The organism is Caballeronia glathei, from assembly GCF_000698595.1.
Classification (GTDB): Bacteria; Pseudomonadota; Gammaproteobacteria; order Burkholderiales; family Burkholderiaceae; genus Caballeronia; species Caballeronia glathei.
Genome location: NZ_JFHC01000061.1, coordinates 25,232 through 51,298, shown reverse-complemented (window position 1 = coordinate 51,298; position 26,067 = coordinate 25,232). Strand labels below are relative to the sequence as shown.

The 26,067-nt window shown below is 65.4% G+C and carries 30 protein-coding genes; 10 read left to right on the top strand and 20 right to left on the bottom strand.

Annotated elements, in window-relative coordinates:
* The 4 genes from BG61_RS44705 to BG61_RS29120 form a co-directional block, all read right to left on the bottom strand.
* On the bottom strand, nt 1-595 hold a 595-nt coding region (locus BG61_RS44705; RefSeq protein WP_035942499.1), incomplete at its 3' end, for a VpsR-related response regulator.
* A gap of 203 nt (nt 596-798) precedes the next feature.
* Nucleotides 799-1,053 (bottom strand): hypothetical protein, encoded by a 255-nt coding sequence (locus tag BG61_RS29130; protein WP_035928681.1) that lies wholly within the window; start codon nt 1,051-1,053, stop codon nt 799-801.
* A 66-nt stretch (nt 1,054-1,119) separates the two neighbouring features.
* Nucleotides 1,120-1,365, bottom strand: coding sequence for a hypothetical protein (locus tag BG61_RS42215; protein WP_129572089.1), 246 nt, complete (start codon nt 1,363-1,365; stop codon nt 1,120-1,122).
* A 122-nt stretch (nt 1,366-1,487) separates the two neighbouring features.
* The gene (locus BG61_RS29120; RefSeq protein WP_051672851.1) at nt 1,488-3,359 is read right to left on the bottom strand and encodes a PAS domain-containing sensor histidine kinase; all 1,872 of its coding nucleotides are present in this window, start codon (nt 3,357-3,359) and stop codon (nt 1,488-1,490) included.
* Between BG61_RS29120 and BG61_RS42210 the strand changes: the two genes are divergently transcribed.
* The 4 genes from BG61_RS42210 to BG61_RS29105 all read left to right on the top strand — a co-directional run bounded on the left by BG61_RS42210 (nt 3,358) and on the right by BG61_RS29105 (nt 6,281).
* Nucleotides 3,358-3,630, top strand: coding sequence for a hypothetical protein (locus BG61_RS42210; RefSeq protein WP_129572090.1), 273 nt, complete (start codon nt 3,358-3,360; stop codon nt 3,628-3,630). The genes BG61_RS29120 and BG61_RS42210 overlap by 2 nt on opposite strands.
* A 281-nt stretch (nt 3,631-3,911) precedes the next feature.
* Nucleotides 3,912-4,244: a DUF4148 domain-containing protein gene (locus BG61_RS29115; protein WP_035928687.1), complete on the top strand. Its 333-nt coding sequence runs from the start codon at nt 3,912-3,914 to the stop codon at nt 4,242-4,244.
* An 88-nt stretch (nt 4,245-4,332) separates the two neighbouring features.
* The gene (locus BG61_RS29110; RefSeq protein ID WP_370818055.1) at nt 4,333-4,653 is read left to right on the top strand and encodes a DUF4148 domain-containing protein; all 321 of its coding nucleotides are present in this window, start codon (nt 4,333-4,335) and stop codon (nt 4,651-4,653) included.
* Nucleotides 4,654-5,012: 359 nt separating this feature from the next.
* Nucleotides 5,013-6,281 (top strand): MFS transporter, encoded by a 1,269-nt coding sequence (locus tag BG61_RS29105; RefSeq protein WP_035928690.1) that lies wholly within the window; start codon nt 5,013-5,015, stop codon nt 6,279-6,281.
* A gap of 80 nt (nt 6,282-6,361) precedes the next feature.
* On the opposite strand, the gene BG61_RS29100 is transcribed toward BG61_RS29105, so the two are convergent.
* The 3 genes from BG61_RS29100 to BG61_RS29090 form a co-directional block, all read right to left on the bottom strand.
* Complete coding sequence (locus BG61_RS29100) at nt 6,362-7,717, bottom strand: FAD-dependent oxidoreductase (RefSeq protein ID WP_051672850.1); 1,356 nt, start codon at nt 7,715-7,717, stop codon at nt 6,362-6,364.
* Between the two features lie 269 nt (nt 7,718-7,986).
* A complete protein-coding gene (locus BG61_RS29095; RefSeq protein ID WP_035928693.1) occupies nt 7,987-9,810 on the bottom strand; it encodes a cytochrome c biogenesis protein DipZ in 1,824 nt (607 codons plus the stop codon).
* A 136-nt stretch (nt 9,811-9,946) separates the two neighbouring features.
* The gene (locus BG61_RS29090) at nt 9,947-10,177 is read right to left on the bottom strand and encodes a DUF4148 domain-containing protein (protein WP_035928696.1); all 231 of its coding nucleotides are present in this window, start codon (nt 10,175-10,177) and stop codon (nt 9,947-9,949) included.
* A gap of 243 nt (nt 10,178-10,420) precedes the next feature.
* On the opposite strand from BG61_RS29090, the gene BG61_RS29085 reads away from it, so the two are divergent.
* From BG61_RS29085 to BG61_RS29065, 6 genes are all read left to right on the top strand, one after another.
* Nucleotides 10,421-10,792, top strand: a complete 372-nt coding sequence (locus BG61_RS29085; RefSeq protein WP_035928698.1) for a GFA family protein — start codon at nt 10,421-10,423, stop codon at nt 10,790-10,792.
* Complete coding sequence (locus BG61_RS44700) at nt 10,789-10,911, top strand: hypothetical protein (RefSeq protein WP_267908581.1); 123 nt, start codon at nt 10,789-10,791, stop codon at nt 10,909-10,911. The genes BG61_RS29085 and BG61_RS44700 overlap by 4 nt, the downstream gene beginning before the upstream one ends.
* Nucleotides 10,908-11,660 carry a response regulator gene (locus BG61_RS29080; RefSeq protein ID WP_035928701.1) on the top strand — a complete coding sequence of 251 codons (753 nt, stop codon included), beginning with the start codon at nt 10,908-10,910 and terminating at the stop codon, nt 11,658-11,660. Before BG61_RS44700 ends, BG61_RS29080 begins: the two co-directional genes overlap by 4 nt.
* On the top strand, nt 11,657-12,976 hold the full coding sequence (locus BG61_RS29075) for an ATP-binding protein (protein ID WP_035928704.1): 1,320 nt from the start codon (nt 11,657-11,659) through the stop codon (nt 12,974-12,976). The genes BG61_RS29080 and BG61_RS29075 overlap by 4 nt, the downstream gene beginning before the upstream one ends.
* A 147-nt stretch (nt 12,977-13,123) precedes the next feature.
* On the top strand, nt 13,124-13,357 hold the full coding sequence (locus tag BG61_RS29070) for a hypothetical protein (RefSeq protein WP_035928706.1): 234 nt from the start codon (nt 13,124-13,126) through the stop codon (nt 13,355-13,357).
* A gap of 418 nt (nt 13,358-13,775) precedes the next feature.
* Complete coding sequence (locus BG61_RS29065) at nt 13,776-14,234, top strand: YybH family protein (protein WP_035928709.1); 459 nt, start codon at nt 13,776-13,778, stop codon at nt 14,232-14,234.
* A 145-nt stretch (nt 14,235-14,379) separates the two neighbouring features.
* Here the strand turns inward: BG61_RS29065 and BG61_RS29060 are convergent, their stop codons facing one another.
* The 13 genes from BG61_RS29060 to BG61_RS29010 form a co-directional block, all read right to left on the bottom strand.
* Nucleotides 14,380-15,450, bottom strand: a complete 1,071-nt coding sequence (locus BG61_RS29060) for a catalase family protein (protein ID WP_035928710.1) — start codon at nt 15,448-15,450, stop codon at nt 14,380-14,382.
* A 138-nt stretch (nt 15,451-15,588) separates the two neighbouring features.
* A complete protein-coding gene (locus tag BG61_RS29055; RefSeq protein ID WP_232256054.1) occupies nt 15,589-16,122 on the bottom strand; it encodes a c-type cytochrome in 534 nt (177 codons plus the stop codon).
* Nucleotides 16,076-16,576: a hypothetical protein gene (locus BG61_RS29050; RefSeq protein WP_129572091.1), complete on the bottom strand. Its 501-nt coding sequence runs from the start codon at nt 16,574-16,576 to the stop codon at nt 16,076-16,078. Before BG61_RS29050 ends, BG61_RS29055 begins: the two co-directional genes overlap by 47 nt.
* A 417-nt stretch (nt 16,577-16,993) precedes the next feature.
* Nucleotides 16,994-18,217 carry a chromate efflux transporter gene (chrA, locus tag BG61_RS29045; protein WP_051672848.1) on the bottom strand — a complete coding sequence of 408 codons (1,224 nt, stop codon included), beginning with the start codon at nt 18,215-18,217 and terminating at the stop codon, nt 16,994-16,996.
* 215 nt (nt 18,218-18,432) lie between these two features.
* The gene (locus tag BG61_RS29040; RefSeq protein ID WP_081868212.1) at nt 18,433-19,329 is read right to left on the bottom strand and encodes a transposase; all 897 of its coding nucleotides are present in this window, start codon (nt 19,327-19,329) and stop codon (nt 18,433-18,435) included.
* 4 nt (nt 19,330-19,333) lie between these two features.
* Complete coding sequence (locus BG61_RS40455; RefSeq protein ID WP_035928712.1) at nt 19,334-19,513, bottom strand: hypothetical protein; 180 nt, start codon at nt 19,511-19,513, stop codon at nt 19,334-19,336.
* Between the two features lie 122 nt (nt 19,514-19,635).
* Entirely contained in the window at nt 19,636-19,791 is a 156-nt protein-coding gene (locus BG61_RS43385; protein ID WP_035928926.1) for a hypothetical protein, read from the bottom strand.
* A 253-nt stretch (nt 19,792-20,044) separates the two neighbouring features.
* A complete protein-coding gene (locus BG61_RS42965) occupies nt 20,045-20,197 on the bottom strand; it encodes a hypothetical protein (RefSeq protein WP_161783709.1) in 153 nt (50 codons plus the stop codon).
* Between the two features lie 117 nt (nt 20,198-20,314).
* Complete coding sequence (locus BG61_RS29030; RefSeq protein ID WP_306434156.1) at nt 20,315-21,415, bottom strand: TIGR03118 family protein; 1,101 nt, start codon at nt 21,413-21,415, stop codon at nt 20,315-20,317.
* 311 nt (nt 21,416-21,726) lie between these two features.
* Complete coding sequence (locus tag BG61_RS29025; protein ID WP_035928715.1) at nt 21,727-21,906, bottom strand: hypothetical protein; 180 nt, start codon at nt 21,904-21,906, stop codon at nt 21,727-21,729.
* Nucleotides 21,907-21,917: 11 nt separating this feature from the next.
* Entirely contained in the window at nt 21,918-23,633 is a 1,716-nt protein-coding gene (locus BG61_RS29020; RefSeq protein ID WP_035928717.1) for an FAD-dependent oxidoreductase, read from the bottom strand.
* Nucleotides 23,623-25,008, bottom strand: coding sequence for an MFS transporter (locus BG61_RS29015; RefSeq protein ID WP_035928720.1), 1,386 nt, complete (start codon nt 25,006-25,008; stop codon nt 23,623-23,625). The genes BG61_RS29020 and BG61_RS29015 overlap by 11 nt, the downstream gene beginning before the upstream one ends.
* Nucleotides 25,009-25,218: 210 nt before the next feature.
* The gene (locus BG61_RS29010) at nt 25,219-26,037 is read right to left on the bottom strand and encodes a helix-turn-helix transcriptional regulator (protein ID WP_035928723.1); all 819 of its coding nucleotides are present in this window, start codon (nt 26,035-26,037) and stop codon (nt 25,219-25,221) included.
* Nucleotides 26,038-26,067: the final 30 nt, after the last annotated feature.

The window sequence follows — 26,067 nt, the reverse complement described above, 5'->3', positions numbered from 1 at the left end:
TCGCGACGAACGGCTGGTCGCGGCGCGCCGAACGCTGGTGGATCGCCACCGCCGTCAGTTCCTTTCCGGTGCCCGATTCACCGGAGATGAAAACCGGCGCGTCGGTCATCGCGACCTTGCGGATCGAGCGGAAGAGCGCGAGCATCGCTTCGCACGAACCCACCATCTCGCCTTCGGCGCGGCCCTCGGCACGCGCGTCGTTCGACGCCGCGTCGTGCAGCGACACCATGCCGTACGCATGGCCGACCGAATCGGCAATACGGTCGTTCGATGCCGGCAGCGTCACGTAGTCGAAACAATAGTCGCGGATCAGGCGGCGCACCGCTGCGTCTTCGATCTGCTCGGGGTAGCCCGTTGCCACCCATCCGATCTGCGAGTTGGACAGCAGTTCATGCAGCGTGGGCAGGTCACGCGGAAATTCGCACTCGGACAGTGCAAGAATGCCGGCCGACGCGTGCCCGCTTCCCCGTACGGATTTGGGACGCTTGCGAGGCTGGATCACTTCCACCCCCCACTTGCGCTCCTCGAGGCACGCCTGCAAAGCGTTCGGCAGTTCGTGGCCGAAGTAATAGAGTTTTCTGGCTTCCCCGGACATGGTCTTCTCTCTCGTTGGCTTTAGTTATGGGGAATCAGTATGCGCTTTGATGCGAATATTCCGCACGCACGGCAAACGTTTGGCTGAGGTGAATTATTTAGATCAATGATGTGCGCTCGATAACATTGTTTACGGCACTAATTGCCGATAACGAACGTTCGCGCGGAAGATATACCCGGGTTTACCGCCGCGCCGCGCCTCGTTCATTCGTCAACGCCGGCCAGATTTTCGATGTTGTCCTCGATGCGGCCCCGCGCCTCCGCTGCAGCGTCAGCCTGCGTCTGGGCGACGAGCGGAAAGACAAGGCCATTGCCCTTGAATTCATGAGCGAAATGCACCCACGACTCATAGGCGAACACGCCTGATTCGAGCTGCACGACATTGAGCATCACGTCGTATGTGCGCTGCTGGCCCAGGTTGCGCGTGTATTGAAACTTGTACACCTCCGGATGAAGCATCGTCGTCTCCTGCGTGGCGTGAATGGACTCCGCATGCAGGCCGATCGCTTCCGGCGCGCAGCGGTATCAGCCGCTCGTGCTGCTGCATGCGAGCAAGGCGTCGATTGCGCATCGCGCATCGGACGCGGCCGCACGGGCATCGTCGAATGTCGCAAAGCGCGAGCCTGCAACTGTATCGGTCATGGTCGAAGTCGCCCTCACGGGCATTTCGCGGCCGACGAGCCCCCGGACCGTGAGTTCGCACGTGCCCTGCGCCACCTCGTTCACGCAGATGAGATAACCGCGATACACCTCGCTGTGACGGCGTGCCACGCCAGCCCCCTTTCAATGGCGATGCAAGTACTGAGACATCAACGTGCGCCGGGAATTCATGCGCTTTCGTTGTTACTCACGCCGCCGGCTTCGCAGGCGAGCGGTGCGCCGGTCCGGTTCGTTCAGCACGCGCTTGCTTCAGACTGCGCGGGATCATGCGCGGGCAGCACGAATCCGACTTGGGCGCCCGGCCCGTCGTTGTTGCACGCGTGGATGCGGCCGCCGTGCGCCTCGATGATCGAGCGGCAAATCGAAAGGCCCATGCCCATGCCATCGGGCTTCGTGGTGAAGAACGGCTCGAACACCCGGCGAGCAATGTCCGGAGGAAACCCCGGGCCCGAATCGCGAACCGTGACCGAGACCGCTCCGTCCGCCGTCAGCGCGGATTCGATTCCGATCGGGACCGTGGCCGCATCGCGGGACTGCTCGCCGACCGATTGCGCCGCATTGCTGATGAGATTGATGAGCACCTGTTGCAACTGCACCCGGTCCGCCAGGACTGCCGGCAACTTTTCCGCCAGTTGCAGTTCGAGCACGATGCCCTTGCGGAATTGCCCCATGCCGATCAGCGGCAGCGTTTCCCTGATGACCGCATTGACGTCGACCGGCATGCTCGCGGGCGTCTTCTTGCTCGCGAATGCCCGCAACTGGCGCACGATGTCGCTTGCGTGGCGCGCGTCGGCCACCATGCGCTCGACGGATAAAGCGGCTTCGGCGAGATCGGGCTCGGGACGATCGAGCCATCGCAGGCATGCGCCGCCATTCGTCACGATGGCCGCAAGCGGCTGGTTCACCTCATGCACGATCGATGCGGCGAGTTCGCCCATCGTCGCGACGCGCGTCACGTGCGCCAGTTCCGCGTGCGTGCGGTGCAGCCGCTCTTCGGACTGCCGCGCCGCCGTGGCGTCGACCACCGCGCCAACCAGCGTTCGCGCTCCGTCCTCGCCGAGCGCCCGATGGGCGAGGATCCGCACGTGTTTGAGCCGGCCGTCGGGCATGAGGAGCCTGAAGCTCACGTCGATCTCCTCATCCTGCACGTTGGCTCGTCCGAGCGAGCGCTCGACGAGACCGAGATCGTCGGGATGCGTGCGCGCGATCACGAGCGCGAGCGCAGGCGTGACCGAACGCGGATACTCGAAGATGCGATAGCTTTCCTCCGACCAGTAGAGCGTGCCCGTCTGCGGATCGAGCCCGAAGCTGCCTGTATGGCTCAGGCGCTGGGCATCCTCGAGATACGCCTCGCTTCGCCGCAACGCGTCTTCCGCGAGCTTGCGGTCGCTGATGTCGAACAGCGCGCCGTACCAGCGCACGATCCGCCCGGACGCATCGCGCGCCGGCGACGCCTTCGAGACGCACCAGCGCCACCCGATCGCCTCGGAGCCGATCCGCGCCTCGTGATAGCCCTCTTCTCCCGTTTCCAGCAGACGCAGCCATGTGGCCGTGATGCCTTCGCGATCATCCGGATGAACGCCCGCACGCCAGCCCCAGCCGCGCGCCTGTTCGAGCGTGAGGTCGCAGCACTCCAGCCAGCGCTCGTTCGCGTAGTCGAGATAGCCGTCGGCGCGCGTGCTCCATGCCATCGTCGGTACGTTTTCCCAGGGCACCGGAACGCCGTTCGAGACATCCTTGCCGTCTTCCCCGGGCCGACGCTCCGAGTCCAGCTCGAGTGCAACGACGTGGTGCATGGCCCGGGCATCGTCCTCGCCGACATGAGGCCCGCACTTCACGACGAACCAGCAATAGCCCCCAGCCGTGTTCCTGATCCGCACTTCCGTCGTGCCGCCCCCGGGCGACGCAAGAAGGCCGCGCAGATCCTCGACATCGGCGGGATGAATCGCGGCCTGCCATTTACGCACATCGCACGGACCGGATGGAAGGCCGGTGAACGCATGCCAGCGCTCATTGAAGTAGTCGCCGCATCCGTCGGACGTCACGCGCCACACCAGTGCGGGAACGCGGTCGATCAGGTGACGGACGGTATCTGGAGTATTCATGGAAAACGTTGATCCCGGTTCTGCTCATGTCATTACATCGAGCAATGAAGTTCCCGTCGCAAGCGCTGAACGCGCGCATCGTGGCGCGACCGATCTTCTACGGGATTCTGCGTTCAGGACACCAATGATAAAGAAGGCGGCAGCGCGCTTCAAATCACCGTGTATTCCGGTGCGCGTGTTCGACGAGGCGTTCATCGGCCTGTACCACACGCACGAACGAGGATGTCGTGCGCTTTCGCCAACCGTGGTCAACGCCGGTCCTGCTCGTTGATCCATCGCAGCTCCGGTCACTCAAGAACAGTACAACGCACGGCCGCGGGCATTTATTCCCCTCTCCGATGAAGGCCGCGTAACGGCCCATTCGCAGCTTATGGCGTGCGTATCGATGCCTTCGCCAATCGGGCGCATGACACCTTCGTATAAGCGACGTGGCCGAAGGTCTATGTCGTTTATCCAGGAAATTGCACAGGGCGCGGGAATATCCGGACCACACGCGTGGTTAACGCTCATGAACGCAGCACACACACCACCACCACCACGAAGGAGCTGAAAATGAAGAAGCTTGTTTTGTTCACCGCCACTGCAATCGCACTCGTCTCCACGGGCGCATTCTCGAACGCGTTCGCGCAGGAAACACGCGCACAGGTGCGCCAGGAACTCGTCCAGGCCGAAAACAACGGCTCGCGTTTCGTCACCGACACTTCGTACCCCGACGTCAGCCCGATCTACACGGCGCAGGTCGAGCGCCTCAGGCAGAAATCGAGCGACAGCGGCGACGTCGGCGGCCGCGTCTCGGGATCGACCGCGAGCGGCACGCGCACCATGCCGGGCTCGATGTCCTGCGTCGGACCGGCGAGCTTCTGCTCGACGTACTTCGGCAGCTAAGGAAACAACACGTCAGGGCCGATTCGCTCTCGACAGCAGCACACGTGCCAGCCACGTCTCACCTCTAAAATCAAAGGAAGCCTGAATCATGAAATCCCTCATTACGCTCGCCCTCATCGCAGGCGCACTCGCAAGCCCGGTCATTTCCTTCGCGCAATCGTCGAATGCGCCCGTCACGCGCGCCGAAGTGCGTGCGGATCTGGTGCGCATCGAACAGGCCGGCTACCGCCCGAGCGGCGAAGATCCGCACTACCCCGAAGACATCCAGGCCGCAGAAGCGAAAGTCGGTGCACAGCAAGTGGCCAGCGTCGACAGCAACGCGGTCGGCGGCGTCGTGATGCACGCGTCGGCTCAGTCCGGCAGCCGGTCGTCGACGCCCTCGCCCCTTGGCGTGTACTTCGGTCAATGACCGATGCGTCTCGATGCGGCCCGATACGCGACACGGCATGCGCGGCGAGACTGCGCCGCGCATGCGCCGGGTTCGAAGGCAACCGGTCGCGGCGGCCCGCCAGGCTTTCCGTGTGCGTGACCGTGACGCGCAGCGGCATGCCGCAAGGTTTCATCAGCACACGCAGTGAACGACCCGCATTGAGGGGTAGCGTCGATACCGGTATAGCCGGGAAACTGTTTCCGCAGCGCATGTAGCGATAGGATGGGCGACAGGATGCGTGAAAGCCTTGCCGCTCTCACCCTCCGCCCACAACATCGCTCCGTTACCGTGAGTCAGCCGTCCTCCTCACGAACGCCGCGCCGACCCAAGCGGAAACCATGGACCAACAACAGAGCAGCGCGGCCGCGCCGGACCCTGCGTCCGATGGCTTCAGCCATTGGCGCCGCAATCTCGCCGTGTGCGTATTCGGCTCGTTCACCACGATCGTGGCGATGACGCTGATGTTGCCCTTCCTGCCGCTCTACGTAGAACAGCTGGGTGTGGCCGGACACGCCGCAATAGCGCAATGGTCCGGCGTCGCCTATGGCGCGACGTTCTTCACCGCCGCGCTGACCGCGCCGCTCTGGGGCCAGCTCGCTGACAGGTACGGGCGCAAGCTCATGCTGATCCGGGCGAGCCTCGGCATGGCCGTCATCATGTCGCTGATGGGCATGGCGCACGACGTATGGCAGCTCGTCGCGCTGCGGCTCGCCGCCGGACTGCTCGGCGGATTCGCGTCCGGCTCGATGGTGCTCGTCGCGACGCAGACGCCCAGGGAGCGCTGCGGCTGGGCGCTCGGCGTGCTGTCGTCGGGGATCATGGCGGGCAATCTCGCGGGCCCGCTCATCGGCGGCCTGCTGCCGCCTCTGATCGGCATACGGGCGACCTTCCTCGCCGCCGGCGCGCTCATCTTCGTCACGTTCCTCGCGACCGTCTTCCTCATCAAGCGCGACCGCCCCGCTGCCGCGGGCAGGAAGGGTGCGAGCGAAAGCGGATGGGCTGCCATCGCGGACCGGCGGCCGACCATCGCGATGCTCGTCACCGGCATGCTGCTCATGTTCGCCAACATGTCGATCGAGCCGATCATCACCGTCTATGTCGCGCAACTCGTGCCCGTGCACCAGGTGACGATCGTGGCCGGCATCGTGATGTCGGGCGCGGCGCTCGGCAGCATCCTGTCGGCCTCGCGGCTCGGCAAGCTGGCCGACCGCATCGGCCACTGGAACGTGATCAGCGGATGCCTCGTCGTGGCGGGCGTCCTCCTCGTTCCGCAGGCGTTCGTGACGAGCGGCTGGCAACTGATCGTGTTGAGATTTCTGATGGGCCTCGCGCTCGGCGGGCTGCTGCCGTGCGTCGCCAGCGTGATCCGGCACAACGTGCCCGCGTCGGTGGCGGGCGGCATGCTCGGCTATTCGACATCCGCGCAGTACGTCGGGCAGGTCGTGGGGCCGCTCACCGGCGGCTTCTTCGGCGGGCACTTCGGCATGCGCTCGGTCTTTCTCGGCACCGCGGCGGTGATGGTGGCAGGCGCGGTCTACAACCGCGTCGTCCAGACGACGGTCGCGAGGACCGCCCGCAAGCCGGCGGGCGCCTGCGCGGCGAAGTGAGGCGCCGAGGTGAGCCGGTGAAGTGGGCCGGTGAACTGGGCCGGTGAAGCAAGGCGCAAACGGCCGCCGCTTCGCCCGCGCTACGACGGCGCGTGCTCGCGCAACGCCTCGGCCTTGCGCTGGATCTCCGGGTCGTGCAGCGCCGTGGCGGGCTTCAGCAGGTGCCTGACTTCGACCATCAGCTTCTGGACGTCCGCGTCCTGGATCGCGAGACGGTTGAGGACGACTTGCATCTCCAGGGTCTTCTGAAAGTCGGCGGGCTTTTCGCCGCGCGTCTCCGGGTACACGAGGTCCGCAAGCTCGGCCATCTTCCAGGCGGTTTCGATGAGCGGCACGGCCCCGCCCAGAAACCTGGGCGCGAGCGTGGCGAGCGAGCCGGAGTCGCTGCCTTGCGCGTCGAGCAGATCGCGCAGCTGCAGCGCTTCAAGTGCGGCGACGGCCATGCCCTGCCCGTACACCGGATTCAGCCGGCAGATGGCATCGCCGATCGGCAGCAGGCCGGCGGGCAGGCTCTCGAGGCGCTCGAAATGGCGCCAGCGGCTCTCCTGAAAGCCGAACCGCAGAATCTCGCCGTGACGCCGTCCCTTCCTGAGCGTGTCGTAGATCGTGGGCGTATCGAGTCCCTGTGCGAACGCGAGAAACGCTTCTTCGTCGACGGGTGGCCGGTCCTCGCCGCGGCCCGCGAACAGCACATACCAGAAGCCGCCTTCGCGCATCATCATGAAGCCGCAGCGGCTGCGCTCCGGCGCCTTCGCGAGCGTGAGCGCGACCTTGAAATCGGGCGTCGCGTCGGGAGGAAACGAGTAGGTCGCGGTGCCGTAGGTGAGGTCCACGCCAACGACGCTCTCCTGCGGCACCGGCCGGCCCGCTGCCTTCAGAAAATCAAGCGTGGGCACGCCGCGGCCGGACGCGTCGACGACCAGATCCGCGGCCAGCACCTCCTGCTCGCCTTCGGGCGATTCGACCCGCACGCCCGCGACGTCGCCGGACGGCCGCGCGACGATCTCCATGACGCGCGTCGAGTCGCGCAACATGACGTTCTCGTGCTCGGCGAGCCGGTTGCGAAGCACCGCTTCGATCAGCGGCCGCGACATCAGGAAGGTGTGCACGTCCAGATGGCGCCGCGGAAAGGGCTGCAGGCCGGGGACTTCGATCAGCGCGTCGGCGCCGGCATCCGAAACGAGGGCGCCCGCCTGCGTGAGGCTGCTCGCGAGACCGGGGAACAGCTTGCTCAATGCGGCCATGCCGCCCGCGAGGAGGCCGTGCGGGTGCTTCCCTTGCGGCACGCCGGGCCGCGCGGCCGCACCGGGCGGCAGCTTGTCGCGTTCCACCACGACGACCTTCGAGAAATGGCCGGCGAGCGCCGCAGCGGCCGACAGCCCGCCGATTCCCGCGCCAATCACCACCGCGTGCCTGCCTGCGAACCAAGTCGACATGTTCCGTTTCGCTCGTCGATGAGCCGCTGGCGCTCTGCCGCCTGCCCGCTCCGGTTGACCGGTCGATGACCGGTATTCGAAGCACAACACGCGTCGGGCCGCGTTTATTCCCCCGCGGCGCCCGCGCTCGCGCGTAGCCCGTGGCGCCCCGCGACTGCAAGCAATGCGCCCGCGCTCGGGCGGATGACGAATCGGCGGTTCACAAGCCTCTCCCCTTCACGGAAACCGGCGAATCGTTCCCGGCCCGCCTGACGGCGCGGTGCGGCAGGTCATCCGAACGTGAATGCGTACGCGTTCACGCCCGGATCGAGAAACTCGATGGCAAAGGTCCGGTCCCGCACCGGCCCGCTCTGGCGGACCAGCTGGTACAGACGCGGGCTGTCGACGGTGCCGCTGCCGTCGGCGGCAACGTCCGTCCCGTGCGACGGCCCGGGCGGCGCGCCGTCGATGGTCACGCGGAAGCGGACCGGCTTCGCGTCGGCCCCGGGGCCGAGCACGAGATGCAGATCGCGCGCATGAAACCGGTAGACGATCTTGCCCGGCCCGCTCGCGAGCTGCGCCTGTTCCGCGCCCACCTTCCATGCGCCGCCGAGGGCCCAGTCGTTGAGCGCGAGGCTCTCGGGTGCGCTGTACGTGCGGGGTGCGTCGGGCAGGACGCGCTCGGGCGACGCGAGCCCTTCTGCCTGCTTGTAGCCCACGTACGTCTCGGCGGAGAGCAGGTCCCGGCCGTCCGAGGCGGCCTGCGTGCCGCTCCCCTTCTCGCTGGCGGCGGACGCAGGCGATGCCGGGTGTCCCGCCTCCTTCAGCAGCTGCTGGACGACCCGCTCCGACTTGTCGTAGGCGCCTTCGCCGAAGTGGTGATAGCGGATGTCGCCGCGCGCATCGATGACATAGAAAGCCGGCCAGTACTGGTTGCCGAACGCGCGCCAGATCGCGTAGTTGTTGTCGATGGCGACCGGATAGTCGACACCCAGATCGCGCGCGGCCTGCTTCACGTTCCCGACGTTGCGCTCGAAGGCGAATTCCGGCGCATGCACGCCGATCACCACCAGCCCCTGATCGCGGTATTTCTTCGCCCACGTCTTCAGGTACGGCAAGGTCCGCAGGCAGTTGATGCAGGAATACGTCCAGAAGTTGACGATGACGACCTTGCCTCGCAGCTGCTCGTTCGTCAGCGGCGGCGAATTCAGCCATTCCACGGCACCGGACACGTTCGGCATCTTGCCCTCCACGGGTAATTTCATTTCGGCTGGCTTCGCGGACGAGCTGGTGAACAGGTCGGTCAGCGAGACCTTGACGAACCCGTCCGGTGTCGCCGACCGGGCCAGCGAGCCGCTCGTTTCGGCCGGCTTGACCGACGGCGCCGCGCGCGGCGACAGCCGTTCGACGAGCTTCTCCTCGATGCCGGCCGTGACGTCCACCGACACGCGGGCAAGCGTGCCCGTATCAAATCCCGTCGCGATGGCGGCGACGCCGAAAAGCAGCGCGGCTCCGGTTGCGCGGCGCACGCGGTTGCCGGCGTCGAGCGAACGCTTCATCGCGGCCAATACGCGCCCGCCGGCCAGCAGCGCGACAGCGAGCGATGTCGCGGCACCCGTTGCGTAGCTCAGGAGCAGCAGGGTCGTGCCGGCGTTCGCCCCGTTCAGGGCCGCCCCTGTCAGCACGAGGCCCAGGATCGGGCCGGCGCACGGCGCCCAGAGCAGGCCCGTCGCCACGCCCAGCACGACCGAAGTCATCACGCGCGGCTTCGCGCTGTCTTCGTGGACGAATTGCGCGAGACGGCTTCCCGCGCCCACGAGGGGACGCATGAGACGCTCGGCGAACCCCGGAAAGAGCAGGGCGAAGCCGAACACCGCGAAGAGCGCCAGCGCGATCCAGCGTCCGTATTGATTGGCCTGGGCAACCCAGCCGCCGCCCACCGCGGCAAGACTGGCGACCGCCGCGAAAGTGAGCGCCATGCCGGCGAGAAGCGGCAGGCCGCTGCGAACGAACGGCTGGCCTGCGCGCGAGAATACGAGCGGAAGCATGGGCAGGATGCAGGGACTCAGGATGGTGAGCACGCCGCCCAGATACGCGAGGAATATGAATAACATGGCATTTGCCTTGTGCTTTTTCGGCTTCGTGAAAAGCCGTTGTCGATAGTGTTGAGGGGCATTCCGGGGCGAACCGTTTTGGGCAACGCCCGTCGAAACGGGCCGCAGCCGCCTCCGGCCTCGACCGGAGGCCCGGTCAACTGCCCTTGTAGAGCGTGCCCTTAAGGTAGGCGAGCTGGCCGCTCCTTTGCGCCTGCACGAGTTCGTCCCGTACCTGCGCGCGGGTGCGCACCTGCGCGTCACGCGCCGACGGGCCGTTCCAGCCTGCGGTAGCCTGCGTGCCGGCGGCCGGCGCGGTCCCGGCGGCCTGGGCAAGTCCGGTGCCGGCGAATGCAACGAACGACACTGCGATCATCAAAGCCTTCATGGCGCTCTCCTTGAATCGTCTGGATGAGGTGGGCGGCCGGATGTCGAATGGCGGGAACCGCGAGGTGCAGGTTCAGGGAAAATCCGGCGTTGATGCATTTGAACGCGCGGACGTATCGGGCTTGTGTCGGGGAAAAGGGGCGAGTGCAATGTTATGTATCAGCGCGACGGGCAGATACAATGCGACACAAAAGACGGTGGGGGTTCGCGTTATAAAGCAGGCTCAACATCCCGGGAGCCAGCCATGTCGAATGAGCCATTGAAAGGGTCGTGCCATTGCGGCACGGTGCAGTTCGAAGTCCGCACGCCCGTCAGCCCCGCGGCGCGCTGCAATTGCAGCCTGTGCCGGCGCAAGGGCGCACTCATGTCGCCGCCGTTTCGCGCCGCCGAGCTGAAAATCGTCGGCGGCGAGGATGCGCTCACCCTGTACCAGTTCAACACGCGCGTGGCGAAGCACTACTTTTGCCGGCACTGCGGCATCTATACGTTTCACCAGACCCGCAAGGACCCCGATCTGTGGCGGGTGAATATCGGGTGCCTGAAAGATGTCGACGGGTTCTCGCTCGAATTCAGCGTAGCCGACGGCGCGAGCCTCTCCGTCGTGGAGGACGCATGAAGCGCCTGATCGCCGCGTTCATTTTCCTGCTCGGCGGTATAAGCTTCGAGCTGAGCAAGCCTGTCAACTGCTCGATGATCCATACCCGCCAGACACTGCGAAAACGTTCGACACCATGATTTCAGCGACGGAAAAGCCCGACCACATTCTGATCGTCGACGACGACCGTGGAATCCGCGAACTGCTCGGCACCTATCTGACGAAAAACGGCATGCGGACTTCGCTCGCATCCAACGGCCGCCAGATGTATTCGCTGCTCGAGCAGGAGACGCCCGACCTCATCGTCCTCGACCTGATGATGCCCGGCGAAGACGGGCTCGTGCTGTGCCGCGAGCTTCGTGCGGGGCAATGGCGGACGGTGCCGATCCTGATGCTGACCGCGCTGAGCGAAGAAGCGGACCGCATCGTCGGACTCGAGATGGGCGCCGACGATTATCTCGCCAAGCCGTTCGCGGCCCGCGAGCTGCTCGCGCGCGTGCGCGCGGTGCTGCGCCGCGCGCGCATGCTGCCGCCCAACATGCAGGTGAACGAGACCGTGACCGTCCTGCAGTTCGGCGACTGGCGGCTGGATACGGTCGCACGGCACCTGATCGATTCGAGCGGCACGATCGTCGCGCTGAGCGGCGGGGAATATCGCCTGCTGCGTGTGTTCCTCGATCATCCGCAACGCGTGCTGACCCGCGAGCAACTGCTCAATCTGACGCAGGGCCGCCGCTCCGACCCCTTCGACCGCTCGATCGATCTTCTCGTGAGCCGCCTGCGTCAACGCCTGCAGGACGAGGCGCGCGAGCCGCGCTACATCAAGACGCTGCGCAGCGAGGGCTATGTGTTCTCCGCATCGGTCACGGTTCAGGAGGCGTCGCGATGAACGCGGCTTCCGCGCTGCATTGGCCTCGAACGCTCTTTGCCCGCCTGACGCTGATCCTCTTCTGCGGGTTGCTGCTTTCACAGACGCTGTCCGCCACGCTCACGCTCCAGGAGCGCGACGACGCCACGTTCACGATGATGACGGGCTATATCGAGCGCGAAGTGGCGGCCTCCGTCGCCCTGCTCGACCGCCTGCCGCCAGCCGAACGCTCGCAGTGGCTGCCGAGCCTCGCGCGGCGCAGCTACGAGTTCGTCCTCGGGCCCGGCGTGAGCGGATCGCCGCCCGACACCCGGCTGTCGAGAGACGTGGCGGCTTCGATGCTGAGCGGACTCGGCCCCCGTTATCCCGCGACCGTCAACGCGATTCCGGGCAATCGCGAGCGCTTTCAGGTGCACCTGAAACTGAGCGACGGATCGCCGCTGACCATCGACGTGCGGCCCATGCACAACATCCCGCTCTCCGGCTGGCTGCCGCTCTTGCTCCTGGTTCAGCTGATCGTGCTCGGCGTGTGTTCGTGGCTCGCCGTGCGGCTCGTCACGCGTCCGCTGAAGCAGCTGGCCGTGGCGGCGGATGCGCTCGGCCCCGACATGAACGCCACGCGCCTGCCCGAGGACGGACCGACGGAAGTGTCGCATGCCGCGAAGGCGTTCAACGCGATGCAGGACCGCATTTCCAGCTACATGACGGAGCGCATCCAGATTCTCGCCGCAATCTCGCACGATCTGCAGACGCCGATCACGCGCATGCGTCTGCGCACCGACCTGATGGACGACACGACGCAGCAGGCAAAGCTTGAGCAGGACCTGCAGGAACTGGAGTCGCTCGTGCGCGAGGGCGTCGCGTATGCGCGCACGCTGCACGGCGCGGCCGAGCCGCCGCAACGCGTCGATGCGGACGCGCTGCTGGACAGCATGGTGTGCGACTATGTCGATGCCGGCCAGGCGGTATCGCTCACCGGCAAGGTCGGCACGACGCTGCTCACTCGCCCTCAGGCATTGCGCAGAATCCTCAGCAACCTGATCGACAACGCCGTGAAGTTTTCCGGGGCGAGCGAGGTGCGGGTGGGCACGTTGCCGGACGGCCGGGTCACGATCACGGTGCTCGACCGCGGGCCGGGCATTCCTCCGAAGGAACTGGATGCGGTGTTTCAGCCGTTCTATCGCGTGGAGAGTTCGCGCAACCGCGATTCGGGCGGCACGGGTCTGGGCCTTGCGATCGCGCGTCAGCTCGCGCTCGCGATGAACGCGACGCTGCACTTGCAGAACCGGCCCGAAGGCGGACTGCAAGCAAGCCTTACGTTGCCGAACCAGCCGTAAGGCGCCGGGATCAGGCGCTTCGTCGGGCATCGTCGGCTTGCATCGGATTTATGCGCCTTGCGAGAAAACGTAACGGTCTACCCTGAACGAAAATAGGACACTACAATTCTCTGGTTGACCACAACGGACATCACCGGAGGAATTGCAATGGTTCTATACCACCGCGGTGCAGCGATTCAGCCTTGCGTGACGAAGCACGGCAAGGCATTCATTGCGCGCGTATCGATTCTCGAGGAGGATGGCGAAGCCACGTCACTGGGCGTGCTCGGAGAATTCGCCAGCCAGGAATGCGCGTTCGCATTCGCCGTACGAAGCGCCACCGCATTCGTCGATGGCGAACCGCTGCCCCGCTCGCCTTTCGAGCTGTCACCCGCCGCATAACAAGAACATTGAATACATGAGGACGCGCGGCTTATCGCCGGCGCGACTTCTTCTGACTGCTTTCAGCCGGCGCACATGGGCGCATACAGGCGCGCCAGCGCGCGAGCTGAAAGCAGCAATCGACAGATTCCTGCCGCTTCCTGTTATCCTCCACCGCCGCATGCCGTGTCATCGAGGCTGACATCTGCCGCCGCGCACGTGTCGCCTTAGTTGATTACTGGATATGCCGAAACCTATACTCCACGCGCCGGCAGCAGCGCTGACCGCAATCACGAGCGACCCGGCTTGCGATCACGATTCATCGTTTCCTGCTGCAACGCCCGGCAATCGAAGCCGTCATTCGCGGACCTCCCGAGACGCGCAGCGAGCCAGTCCTTCACGGATGTCAGGGCCGCCCATCGCTACCGGAGAACATGCAATGAACAAGCACATGACGCATCTGGTCGTCTGCCTGTCGGTTGCGCTAGCGGCGGCACAGCCCGCGCTCGCGCAAAAGTCAGACGCAACGAACATCGTGGATGCCGCCAACGTCACCTGGAACAAGGCCTTCAACAGCGGCGACGCGCACGCGCTCGCCGCGCTCTACGATGAAAAGGCCACGGTGTCGCCGGGCAACGGAAAGTCGATTCAGGGGCGAGCCGAGATCGAGAAGCTTTTCAAGAGCTTTTTCGATGGCGGCGTGCGCAACCATTCGACTGAAGTGATCGACGCGCATCGCAGCGGCAATGTCGTGTACCAGGTGGCGAACTGGCGCGCGCAAGGCGCCGAGAAAGACGGCAAGGTGCCTGAATACAAGGGCGTCCTGCTGATGATCATGAACCGGTCCGCGGACGGAAAGTGGCGCGCCGCATCGCATGTATGGAACGCGGCGCCGTGATCATCGAGCGGCGCCCGGAGCGACACCGCTCTGCGGGGACCGGGGCGGCACGTTCGACAATAGCGGCCCCAGTCCCCCGCCATCGTCAGATGCGCGATGACGGCATCGCGAAGTTCTGGATACGGCAAGCCGGCCAGCATCGCCGTCAGGGCCTGGCCGCCGTATCCTGAAGAAACGCGCGCGCCGCCTCGCCCGAAAGCAGTCCGCGATCCTTGCGGTTGGCCGCGCTCGCGGCATAGACATCCTTGCGGGCATGCGTGATTCCGAGCGGTCGAAAGCCGTTGGCGGGATTGAACGCCATCTGGCTGATGCATGCTTCGTCGGCCAAGGATGGCGGAGCGCTTATCTCCAGCTCGCCGAGCGGAACGAGCGGCGCCTTCCACGCGACGGAGGCGTCGCGAACCGGCGTGCTGTCTTCGTCGATGAAAAGCTGCAGGCAAAGCTGCCACTTGACGGGACCTTCCGCCAGCCGGTTCACGATATCCTCGCGCAGATAGTGCTCGCCCGAACGGTCCGCCGCGGTGCCCGTCGGGCTCGTCTCGTGCGGGTGAAGCGAGTACTTGACCGCGGCCGCGCCCAGTTGCACGACCGAACCCCAGTAGCGCTCGGTAGCGAGGCTTTCGACCGTGTGGACCTTCGTTTCATTGAAAAGAATGGCAAGGATACGCGCTGCCTCCACGGGCCCGATTTCACCGGTGAGCAATTCGCGCGATGCCTTTGTGAGCCCGCCCGCAACACCGTTTGCGAGCTTCGCGACGATGATGTCGGCGACAGCCATGAACTGCACTGCGTTTCTCGCATGCGAGCGGCCGCCCTCGTTTGTCATGAGCAGATCGGTTTGCGTCCCTTCGTCGGTAAAGAACTTCAGGGCGACGCCGCGTACGTCGGCGGCCGTATCGGCGAACGGACACGGCTGACCGTTCGAGAAACGGCACGCGACGCGATATTCAACGGGCTCGCCTGCCGCGGCGCGCTTCAGAAAAGGACCGGCTCTTGCGATGGCGGGGAGCGTGTCGAAGATCCGCAGGACACCGACTGCGCCAAGCAATTGCTTCTGATGCTGCGCGCGATCGATGCGCCCATCCAGTGCCGTGTGAGCGCTCGCGGCAATCGCATTCTGCTGCGCGCGGACTTTGTCCACGAGCATCGCGATGGCGTCCGCGTCGTCGGACTGATCGACCCAGCCCGTGCCATTGCCCACGTCTGCGGTATTCATGTCGCGCCTCCGTCGGTGGTGTTTGCGCGATGGCTCAATGATCAAAGTGTAGTCACTGGGCCGGCGTGTTTGTATGTCCGGCGAAACCGGGGTTTTCTGTAAGCGGCTAGCGGCGGGCGACCGCGCGCGAGCGCGCCGCTATTTGCCTCGCGATGGCGGACCGTCGGGGATGCTCCCGTTGGCGCGTCCCGCGAAATAGCGGTAGATGTCGTCGATGCGGTCCGCGACGTGCGGATTGTCGCGATACGCGGGCATGCCGCGGGGCGGATTGCCGTCGAGGATGGCGGTAACGAACATCTCGCGGCTCTGCGAGCGCGCAAAGCCGACGATGGAGGGAGCGGCCAGCCCCTCATAGTCCTTTCCGTGGCAGCGGGCGCAGTCGGCGGCGCGCAGCGTGCGCCACGCGCTGACGATGGCCGGGTCGGCCGCTGCGTTTCCAGCCTCTACAGCATCCGTGCCCGCGCGGACCGCGGTGGCCGCGGCAAGGCACACGAGCGCGATCAGGGCCGTGCGCGCGCGCCGCTGGCCCCAACGGGGCACAGGGCGCGCGAGCGTTTTACGTAGCGATGTCGAATGGCCTGGCATGATCGAACACCCATCGCCGAATTTCAGCCCTGGCTCCGGATCAGCGACTCCGGCCGGCAATGCGGCCGACGAACTTCCAGCCTTCATCGCGCATCCAGACATACGTGTAGCCGCTCGGGCCGTCGATGAAAACGGTCAGTGGCTGCTTCACGGCCGGGTCCTCCTGTTGCGTCGCGACGGGCATCACCCGCGCTTCGTCGGGATCGCGTGCGGCGGTGCGGTCGTCGACCCGCCAGCCGTCGTTCTCGACATACGTGAGTCGCGATGTGCCGCCGGACGGCGTCTGCACGATCAGCGTGAGCGGCGAACCGGCGCCGCTCGCCGCCTGCTCGCGGCGCATATCCGCATTGTGCGCCACCGCCGGGGCCGCTTGCATACCGTCCGCGCCATCGCTGCCGGTGGCTGCCGCGCTGATCTGGCCGAAGGCTCCGAGCGCCAGCGTCGCGGTCGTCGCGATGACCAAACGCGCAAATCGAATCGGGCATGTCATGTCAGTTTCCTCTTGCTGTTGACAGGTTCTCCCGACCGATGCCGCCTGCATCGCTCAACACACGGGGTCAATGCTGAAGCATCGTGCGCATTGCGATCGTTCGACTGCGCGAACCGGCCGGGATAATCAGGTACGTCCTTCACGGTTGGCCTCGCTCGTACTGGAGGCGAAGTATTCGTCGCCCCGCGCTGGCAACGCACATCAAGTGCCGGCGACGGGAAACGGGAAAAGAAGACGTGGGTGAGCGAGTTGAAGGCGATCGCTACGCAAGGGTGTTGTTGTGGAGACGTCCGGCCGCGTGGTGACTTCATTCGGGCCGTGTTTTCATGCCGCCACTTTCCGGCAAATGGCGCGTCTTCGACACCCCGATTTGGGAGGGAAATCGTCCCCGCATGCGGGGACTGCGCAGGGAAGGGAGCGTGAAGCGTGAAGCGCGAGCGCTGCAAGCGCTCGATACGACGCGGCGATCTAGCGCAACGCGCCTTCAGCGATGCCTGCGAGCGCACAGAGCGCGACCACGGCAAGCGGCGGCATCCGCCAGCGCACGAGCATGAAGAATGCGGCGATCGCGATGAAGATATCCACCCGCGAGATCACGGCGCTCGTCCAGACCGGCGAATACAGCGCCCTCGCAAGCAATCCGACCACCGCCGCGTTCACGCCCGCGAGCATCGCCGCGCTGCCCGGGCGCGTGCGCAACGTTTGCCAGTATGGCAGCGCCGCGATCACGAGCAGGAGGCCCGGCAGAAAGATGCCTGCGGTCGCGAGCGCCGCGCCCGCCCACTGATGCGGCGGATCGGCCATGCTCCAGCCGAGAAATGCGGCGAACGTGAAGAGCGGTCCCGGCATGGCTTGCGCGGCTCCGTAGCCCGCGAGGAATTCGCCCGGGCGAATCCATCCCGTGGTGACCGTCTCCTGCTGCAGGAGCGGCAGAACGACATGACCGCCGCCGAACACGAGCGCGCCGGAGCGGTAGAACGCATCGAACATGTCGACGGCTCGCGCCGCGAGCAGATTCGACATTGCAGGCAAGCCGAAGAGGAGCAGAAGAAACGCCGCCAGTGCTGCCCATCCGGCTGCGCGCGAGACGGCGATCGACGGCCGGGCGTCGCTCGCGGGCTGGTCCGCCGGTACGTGCTGATCCCGGCAAAGCACCACACCGAGCAACGCGCCCAGAGCGATCACCAGCAATTGCGCATAGACGGTCGCCAGCATCGAAAGAATCGCGACAGCGATGAGCGCAATGCCCGCTTGCCGCCGGTCCGGGCAAAAGCGCCTCGCCATGTCCCACACGGCCTGAGCGACGACCGCGACGGCGACGAGCTTGAGGCCGTGGATCAGGCCCTGCCCGAGCGGTCCATTCAGATCCGGCGCGATCACTGCGAACCCGATCAGGAGCAACACGGACGGCAGCGTGAAGCCGCACCAGGCGGCGAGCCCGCCGATCCATCCGGCACGCATGAGACCGATCGAAAATCCGACCTGACTGCTGGCGGGCCCCGGCAGGAACTGGCAGAGCGCGACCAGATCGATGTACGTCTTCTCGTCGAGCCATTGCCGCCGCTCGACGAACTCGCGGCGGAAGTAGCCGAGATGGGCAACCGGCCCGCCGAACGATGTGAGTCCGAGTTTGAAGAACGCGCACAGGACATCGAGCGCGTCGCGCGGTCGGGCGGATGCGGGCGGCACCAAAGGGCGTTGTCCTTCTCGGTTCGGAATGTAAGGAAGCGGGCTGCGGTTCAGGCGTCGAACCGGCGCACATCATAGCCTATGGACGCGGCTCGCAACACAGACGCTGCGGGTCCTGACGAAGGGCGCCGGCAGTCGATGGCAGCAGCCTGCCGCGCGTCATCGCGGGCGGCCTTGCGCCGTGCACGCGTCACCACCAGGGCACCGCCGTGCAAACACTACGGACGCCGCCGATGCTTCCACTCCGGCACCCTGGTCCGGGTGCTCATCGTATCGAAGGCTTGCCGCAACGCGCCGGACCTCGACGCCACGCCGCCCTGCGATTCGAGCCACGCCTCTGCCCAGGCGCGAGCGTGCTCGTGCGCCTGATCCGGGCGCACGCAGCGCGGACCGATCAGCCCGGAACGTTCGACCCGCCGGCCGTTGCGGAACACTTCCGCCCAGCCCCGGAACATGCCGTGAGCGACTTCACGGGCGATCGCGTGAATCTCATAGCCATCGACGAGCGGGATCACCTTGCACGGCGAAGCGGAAGGCCGGACACCCGCCGCGCGGCGGCGGCGATCTTCGTGCATTCTCGCCATCTCGTGTGTGACGGGTGCGCGAGAAGAGGCATGCTGCAACTCGCTCTCCTGAAGCGACGCATCGCGCGTCTGCCATTCCTCCGGCCTGAGCCAGCGCACGCTGGGCCCCGCTGCACTGGCCGGCTGCGCTCCCTCTGCGTCCGGCGCATTCGATGGCGCGGCAACGGGCTTGGGCACGTAGGAAAACACGCGGCCGGTCGAGGCGAGCAGCCCCACTATTTCGATCAGCGTTCCGTCGCGGCTCCAGTCGATGAAACGGCGACGGCACGTTGGCGCGGTCGGATAGTGGGACGGAAGTCTGGACCAGCGCTCGCCGGTGGTGATGTGCCAGAGCACGGCATCGAGCACGATGCGCGGATCGGCGCGCGGACGGCCGCGCTGGTTCACCGTTCGCATCGGCTGGGCGGCAAGTGCCGAGACGAGCGCCCATTCGCTGTCGGTGACTTCCAGGTAGGGTGTCACGTCGCCCCGTGCAGACTCGCGCTCGGGCGCCACATCGGGAGACGCGGTTCGTGTGTTCGTATGCTGCATGCGGCTACCAGCCGTGACGGCCGCCGCTCCGGTAGCGCACGCCTACATCGACGGAAGGATAGACGGCATAGCCGGGCGCATAGGCATAGCCGTATGCGGGAGCCGGAGCATACGCGTAAGGGGGCGCGACGATGCACCCTGCCATGCCTGCGCACAGCGCGAGAGGGACGAGCATTTTTAACATGGATGCACGGGGGCGGGTTGATGAACGATTGCTCTCGACAAGACGAAAGAGCGGGGACGGTTGTGACGAAAGGGCGATCGGTGCGGCGTACGAAGCGGCATGAGCCGCATCGGTCCGGTGCTTCAGCAATTGCCCTTTTTCGCCTGGCCCGGCGGACAGAAGCCGTTGCCCGGCCCGCCCTGCGGCTTGCCGACAACGACAGGCGCGTCCGGCACATAGACCGCACATCCGCTCAAGACGCTCGCGCTTACGAGCAGGACCGACATAAGGCGCTTCATGCTTTTCTCCGTGTCGAGGAAACGTAACGACCTCGCGTCGTTTGTCGTGCCCGAAGCATACATAAACGTCCTGTAATTTTGATCGGCGAATTGCTACGATTCGTAACACGAAAGAGACGGGACGGATCATCTGCGCACCTCTCGGCTTTGCGCACACGGGCTCGCAGAGGAGTCGCAAAGGAGTGGGAAATACAATCGGGGTCGAATTGGAATTCGCCCCGACGGCTGTATCCGGGCCATGACGTCTCCCGTGTTACTCGCCCTTCGCTGCCTGAATGCCCTGAAAGAAGCTGCGCGCCGCGACCACATAGAACGGAGCCGCGAGCGAGTGCGCGTCCCGACTGGAAATGCGGTTGCCGAATCCTTCCGATACCTCGACACCACCAGCAGCGACGGGCGGCTCCATCCGTAGAACAATCGTCCGAAGGGTTTATTCCTTGGATCTGTCAGTGCGTGCGGAGTACGCATCCGCTCAAGAGGCGCATGCGATGCACGCGCCTCTACGACGATGACGCGCGCGAAACTAGTTGCCCGACGCGTCGATGCGGCCGAACACGCCCGTCGGCTTGCTCGGCCCCGCTGCAAAGAACAGCGTGTTCTTCGGCTGGTTGTTGGTATCGTTGCCGAAGCTGATCCCCCACAATCCCGCCTGCGTGAACGGCTTGCCGTCGCTCAGCACGAGCTTGCCGAGGTCGTGTCCGCTCGTCGGGTCGAATGCTTCGATCGTTCCGTCGCCGAAGTTGCCGACGAGAAGCTGGTTGCTGAGCGGCCCGAAGTTCGCAGGCGCCTGCGCCACACCCCACGGCGCATTGAGCACGCCGCCCACGCCGACGAACTGCTTGATGAAGTGACCGCTGGTGTCGAACTGGTCGAGAATGCCAAAGCCGGCGCCGACGACCTGCGCGACCGCAGCCGCGTTCTGCTTCGCGTACGTGACAAAGATGCTGTTGCCGATCGTCTGGATGCCAAACGGCGCGAAGCCGGCGGGCAGTGTCGGGTCCTTGAACTGTCCGTCGAGCTGGAACTTCTGGAACGACGCGTTGAAGACGTCGACCTTGGCGTTATGGAAATCGGCCGCGTACAGCATGTTCTGACCGTTCACGGTTGCAGCCGTCAGGCCCCGGTAGACCGCCCCGCCCGCCGCGTCGTCGAAGGCGGTGACGGCTTCGGTCGGCAGCACGTTGGGCGACCATGCCGCGATCGTGCCCGCGTCCGTCGCCCAGATGAAGGCCGCGCTGCTCGACTTGCCGCTCGCGCTGATCACGAAGTCCGTCGTCGCATTGGAGATGATGCCGGTCGGACCGGAAGGGCCGTTCGTGCCGTCTGGAATGGTGACGACGAGCGGCTGCACGACACCGTTGCCGTCGTATAGCGTTGCCTTGTGCGCATTGTTGTCGGACACCCAGAACGTGCTCTTGGCGCTGAGCGCGACGCCCCAGCCGTTCTGCAGGTTCGGATCGGTATGGGGCGCGGCGACACTGCCATCGGAAACCAGCGTCGTCGCCTTGAACGGCGTGGACGGCGGGGAGTCGTCGTCCCCTCCCCCGCATGCTGCGAGGCCGGTCAGGGTAACGGCGGCAAGCGCGATGGCGGTCACGGTCCTGCGTGTCTTCTTCATCATCATGAACAGATTTCCTGAGAGTTGTTGTTCGTCGTGCTCTTGTTGAAAAGGAAAGCAAAACAGCCGCGAAGCGATGACGGGCAATGCCGCAGCTTCGGGAGGAACGCAGGGAATGCGTAGGTCAGAACAACCGGATTCGTCGGTTTATTCCACCGATGCAAAGGCGCGCGTCGCACCGAAAAGGGGCGCGGCAGGGAGGACCGGTCCGAAGGGACGGTGAGATGAACTGCGAGAGAGGCGAGGCGCCGCCACTCGACTGCGGGCCGGGTGGCTCAGCGCCTCGCTGAGGATGAGTGTTGAATGCGAAGACGGCGTCAGCCGGTCATGCCCTCGCGCGCCTCTTCGATCAGGCGCAGCGACACGTCCCGGTCACCGATCGTGTCGATCGCAAGAAGCGCAAAGCGCGCAAGGAACAAGGAGGCGCTTGCCTCGCCCACGCCGGTCATCGCGTTGCAAAGACGCGTATAGACAATATCGAGTTCGCTGTCGGTCATGGCGTGCTCCTTTAGTGAGTGGATCGCAAATGAAGTGCACTGTCGATCGCTGCCGCAATCTGCGCGGCGTGCGGCGCTTTCCAGCGCGCGAGCACGTGCCCGTCCGGGCGAATCACATACAAGGTGCCGGGGGTTGCATCGAACATGGCGAAGAGCCTGCCCGTGTGATCGTGTGCGAAGTCCCGCGTTTGATCGGTGTGCGCGTGCGCACTCAAGGCGAGCAGCCTGAACGGCAGCTTCCGCTCATCAAGCGCAGCTTCGAGCGCCGCGAACTCAGCGGGAATCGATCCGTCTTCGCTGAAATGCAGCAGCGCGAAGCAAGGTCCGATCAGATCGGTGAGATGGCCTTCGCGCTCGCTGCCGCGCGCGACGATCGTCACCGGACACTCCGGCAGCACGGCGCCCGGCACAGGACCGGCAGTGAATGCGCATGACTCGCCTGGCGCCGCGTTCAAAGGCGACTCCGTGTAGCAGATGGCCGAAGTCTGCCGCGGATTGATGAGCGACCGCACTCCTTCATGCTTCACCGCGAGGCTCAGCACGGCGCGGCGCATCAGGTCGAAGGCGAACGACGGCGGCGCCATGAACTCGGTGCTCTTCGTGCCGTAGCTCAGGTTCTCGTGCGTGGCGAACACGCGTTCGTCGGAATAGCTGTCGAGCAGTGCGTCCGATGCGAGGCCCCGCACGGCCAGCGCCAGTTTCCACGCGAGATTGTCGGCGTCGTCGATGCCGGAGTTCGCGCCGCGCACGCCGAAGATCGGCACGAGATGCGCGGCGTCGCCGGCAAAGAGCACGCGGTCGTGCCGATAGCGCTCGAGCGTCAGCGCGTTCGCCTTGTAGATGGTGATCCAGATTGGCGACCATGCGCCGCGCTCGCCCATCATGTCGAGCAGGCTCTGCACGCGCGGCATCACGTTCTCTGGCTTCACGGCTTCGTCGGCGTCCTCGCCGTCGCGCAGCTGGTAATCGATGCGCCAGACATTGTCGGGCTGCTTGTGAACGAGGACCGTCGAGCCCGGATTGGACGAGGGGTCGAAGTAAGCGAGACGCTCGGTCGGCCGGTCGCTTTCGAGCTCGATATCGACGATCACGTAGCGGCCTTCGTAACTCGTTCCCTTCAACTGCAGGCCGAGCGCCTCGCGGATCGTGCTGCGGCCGCCGTCGCATGCGACCACCCAGTCGGACCGGAGTGCATAGTCGCCTTCGGGAGTCGAGAGACTGAGCGTGGCGCCGTCCGGTCGCGAATCGATGGCGGCGACGCGCGTCTGCCAGCGAATGTCGATCAGGTCGGATCGCTTCTCTGCGGCATCCAGCAGGAACTGCTCGATGTGATATTGCGCGAGGTTCACCATCGGCGGCAGCTTCTGGTTCTCGTCCTGCGGCATCCTGAAGTGCAGGACTTCGGTGTCGCGGTAGAAGCTGCGGCCGCCCTCCCACGGCAGACCCGTTTCGAGGAAGCCGTCCAGCGCACCGAGACGCTCGATGATTTCGAGGCTGCGCCGCGAGATGCAGATCGCGCGGCTGCCGTAGCAAACGGAGTCGTCCGCTTCGATCAGCACCGACGCCACACCGTGATTGGCGAGCCCCAGCGCGACGCACAGACCCACGGGGCCGCCGCCCACGATCGTCACCGCGTGCCGCTTCGTCTCGACGCCGTCATTCAGCGCGGGGATGCAGGCGGCGTATTTCGTCGCCGTGAAGGGATAGGGCTTGAATTCAGCGTTCATTGCTTGCTCCATTGGAAGGTCGCGGCGCGGACTGGATCGGCAGGACCGCCACGACCACTGCGCCGATCACGAGCAGCACCGCCGCATAGATCAGACCGGCAGAGAAGCTGTGCGTAAGATCCTTCAGCCAGCCCACCGCCAGCGGGTTCAGCGCCGAACCGATATTGCCGGTGGCGTTGATCACCGCGATACCGACCGCGCGGGCGCGAAAGCTCAACGCATGATCGGGCGTGGTCCAGAAGATCGACATGGCCGTATAGGAACCCGCCGACGCGAGGCAAATCCCCAGCATCTGCGCGACCGGATTGACCGAGTATGCGGTGCAGAGCCAGCCGGCGGCGGAAAACAGCATCGGCAGCATCAGGTGCCATCTGCGCTCCTGCTTGCGGTCGGAGCGCCTGCCCCACCAGATCATCGCAATGATGGTGCAGATCTGCGGAATCGCCGCGAGAAGGCCGATCGTGCGGTTGCTCGCGTCGGCGCTGAAGCTCTTCACGATCAGCGGCGTCCAGACCGCCACCATCGCGAGCGTATTGACCAGGCAGAAATAGGCGAGCGCGAACTTCAGGACCGTCGGCGACATGAGTTCGGCGACGAGGCTCTTCTTTTCCGTCACCGCGTGCGGCACGGCATCGCCGCCATGCTCCGCCGCGAGCGTCCGGGCGAGCGTGCGCTTTTCGTCGGCGTCGAGCCAGGGCGCATCGCCCGGCGCGTCGTGCAGATAGGCGTAGACCACGAGTCCGAGTATCGCTGATGGCATGCCTTCCAGCAGAAACAGCCATTGCCAGCCCTTCAGGCCGAGCGTGCCGTCGAGGGCCAGGATGAAGCCCGACAGCGCGGAGCCGACCGCCGCCGTCACCGGCATGGCGATCATGAACAGCGCGTTGGCTCGCGCGCGATAGGCGCCCGGAAACCAGTACGTCATATAGAGCAGGATGCCGGGCAGAAAGCCCGCTTCGGTGATGCCCACCAGAATGCGCAGCACGTAGAGCGTGCCGGGGCTCGTCGCAAACATGGTCGCCGTGGAGGCGAGGCCCCACGCGATCATGATCGTCCCGATCCATTTCCGTGCCCCGATGCGCGCGAGAACGATGTTGCTCGGAATGCCGAAGGCGATATAGGCGATGTAGAAGAGCGTGGTGGCAAGGCCGAACTGCACGCCGCTCAGCCCGAGGTCCTTCATCATCGTCAGTCCCGCGAAACCGATGTTGATCCGGTCGAGGAACGAGAAGAAGAAGAGGATGAACAGGAACCACAGCAGATGCCGCGAAACCTTCGCGATGACCTGCCGTTCCGGTGCGTCGCCGCGCGGCGCACGGGCAGCGGGCACGCTGTGATCGGCCGATGGGGTTGCGGCCGATGGGGTCGTTTCCATGCAGTTGTCTCCGGTTGGATCTGACTCGAGCGTCTGAGGCTCAATGCGATCGCTTCTTTTCCGTCGATGAACCGACGTATGGCGATGACCGGAGTATGGAGCGCGCACCGCGTGCGCTTGTCCCCAAAATGGGTACAAGCTGCGGCGGGATGTCACGGCAGAAGGGGCGCGCGGGCGCGCGCCCAATGATCTGATTTATCGAGGAGGCGCCTACACCTTCCCCGGCGCAATACAAAGCGCGAACAACTGACGCTGGCTCGAAATGCCGAGGCGGCGGAAGGCCCGCTTCTGATACGTGACCACGCTCGACGCCTTCACGCCCATCACCTCGCCGATATCCTGCGCCGTCAGCCCTTCGAGCACACCGCGCAGCACGTCGAGTTCCCGCTTCGACAAGTCGGGGCACAGGCCGCGGACGCGGGCCAGCATGAGCTGCGGAATGCCCATCTGGACCTGTCCGAGCAACGCATAGTGATGCTTTGCGGCAGCAGCGATCAGCGGCGCGAACGATTCGATCAGCGCGATCTCGCGCGCCTGAAACACGCCGCCGCTGCGGTCGCGGTAGAGGTTCACGGACAGCCAGATATCCGCCGTCGGCTGCAAGAGGAGCGAGAGCCGGTCCGACACGTTCGGCTGGTGGTAGCAGGCGGCGCGATAGCCCCGGTGAGCGATGTCATCGCTCGTCTGCTGATGCAGGAGGACGTCCGGGGCGTGCCTGCGGGTCCCGGCCGAGGATACGATCTTCTGATTGCCGTCGAGTGCGTAGAAGAGCTTGGCATAGGTGTCCGCGACATCGCGCAGGAAGCGCCCGCCGCGGTGATCCGCGACCGACATCGTGCGCGGCCGGTTGCCGAACTCGTAGGCGAACACCGTGCATTGCGAAATCGCGCCGACGTCGCCCAGCATCTTCAGGACCTCGGCGGCGAACGCGTTCGAATCGCTGCCGCCGATGGCGGACACGAGGCTCGTCGCCCGGGAGAGATCCAGGTGCCCGGTCAGTCTGGGAGTGTCGAGACGCCATGAGCGCATGATCGGGTTTCGGAGGCTGGAAGATGCCCC

Coding starts and splice junctions, on each gene's coding strand:
- BG61_RS29130 (WP_035928681.1), bottom strand. CDS start 1,053: ATGCTTCATCCGGAGGTGTACAAGTTTCAATACACGCGCAACCTGGGC.
- BG61_RS42210 (WP_129572090.1), top strand. CDS start 3,358: ATGGAAAACGTTGATCCCGGTTCTGCTCATGTCATTACATCGAGCAAT.
- BG61_RS29120 (WP_051672851.1), bottom strand. CDS start 3,359: ATGAATACTCCAGATACCGTCCGTCACCTGATCGACCGCGTTCCCGCA.
- BG61_RS29115 (WP_035928687.1), top strand. CDS start 3,912: ATGAAGAAGCTTGTTTTGTTCACCGCCACTGCAATCGCACTCGTCTCC.
- BG61_RS29110 (WP_370818055.1), top strand. CDS start 4,333: ATGAAATCCCTCATTACGCTCGCCCTCATCGCAGGCGCACTCGCAAGC.
- BG61_RS29105 (WP_035928690.1), top strand. CDS start 5,013: ATGGACCAACAACAGAGCAGCGCGGCCGCGCCGGACCCTGCGTCCGAT.
- BG61_RS29100 (WP_051672850.1), bottom strand. CDS start 7,717: ATGTCGACTTGGTTCGCAGGCAGGCACGCGGTGGTGATTGGCGCGGGA.
- BG61_RS29095 (WP_035928693.1), bottom strand. CDS start 9,810: ATGTTATTCATATTCCTCGCGTATCTGGGCGGCGTGCTCACCATCCTG.
- BG61_RS29090 (WP_035928696.1), bottom strand. CDS start 10,177: ATGAAGGCTTTGATGATCGCAGTGTCGTTCGTTGCATTCGCCGGCACC.
- BG61_RS29085 (WP_035928698.1), top strand. CDS start 10,421: ATGTCGAATGAGCCATTGAAAGGGTCGTGCCATTGCGGCACGGTGCAG.
- BG61_RS44700 (WP_267908581.1), top strand. CDS start 10,789: ATGAAGCGCCTGATCGCCGCGTTCATTTTCCTGCTCGGCGGTATAAGC.
- BG61_RS29080 (WP_035928701.1), top strand. CDS start 10,908: ATGATTTCAGCGACGGAAAAGCCCGACCACATTCTGATCGTCGACGAC.
- BG61_RS29075 (WP_035928704.1), top strand. CDS start 11,657: ATGAACGCGGCTTCCGCGCTGCATTGGCCTCGAACGCTCTTTGCCCGC.
- BG61_RS29070 (WP_035928706.1), top strand. CDS start 13,124: ATGGTTCTATACCACCGCGGTGCAGCGATTCAGCCTTGCGTGACGAAG.
- BG61_RS29065 (WP_035928709.1), top strand. CDS start 13,776: ATGAACAAGCACATGACGCATCTGGTCGTCTGCCTGTCGGTTGCGCTA.
- BG61_RS29060 (WP_035928710.1), bottom strand. CDS start 15,450: ATGAATACCGCAGACGTGGGCAATGGCACGGGCTGGGTCGATCAGTCC.
- BG61_RS29055 (WP_232256054.1), bottom strand. CDS start 16,122: ATGAAGGCTGGAAGTTCGTCGGCCGCATTGCCGGCCGGAGTCGCTGAT.
- BG61_RS29050 (WP_129572091.1), bottom strand. CDS start 16,576: ATGCAGGCGGCATCGGTCGGGAGAACCTGTCAACAGCAAGAGGAAACT.
- BG61_RS29040 (WP_081868212.1), bottom strand. CDS start 19,329: ATGCAGCATACGAACACACGAACCGCGTCTCCCGATGTGGCGCCCGAG.
- BG61_RS40455 (WP_035928712.1), bottom strand. CDS start 19,513: ATGTTAAAAATGCTCGTCCCTCTCGCGCTGTGCGCAGGCATGGCAGGG.
- BG61_RS43385 (WP_035928926.1), bottom strand. CDS start 19,791: ATGAAGCGCCTTATGTCGGTCCTGCTCGTAAGCGCGAGCGTCTTGAGC.
- BG61_RS42965 (WP_161783709.1), bottom strand. CDS start 20,197: ATGGAGCCGCCCGTCGCTGCTGGTGGTGTCGAGGTATCGGAAGGATTC.
- BG61_RS29030 (WP_306434156.1), bottom strand. CDS start 21,415: ATGATGATGAAGAAGACACGCAGGACCGTGACCGCCATCGCGCTTGCC.
- BG61_RS29025 (WP_035928715.1), bottom strand. CDS start 21,906: ATGACCGACAGCGAACTCGATATTGTCTATACGCGTCTTTGCAACGCG.
- BG61_RS29020 (WP_035928717.1), bottom strand. CDS start 23,633: ATGAACGCTGAATTCAAGCCCTATCCCTTCACGGCGACGAAATACGCC.
- BG61_RS29015 (WP_035928720.1), bottom strand. CDS start 25,008: ATGGAAACGACCCCATCGGCCGCAACCCCATCGGCCGATCACAGCGTG.
- BG61_RS29010 (WP_035928723.1), bottom strand. CDS start 26,037: ATGCGCTCATGGCGTCTCGACACTCCCAGACTGACCGGGCACCTGGAT.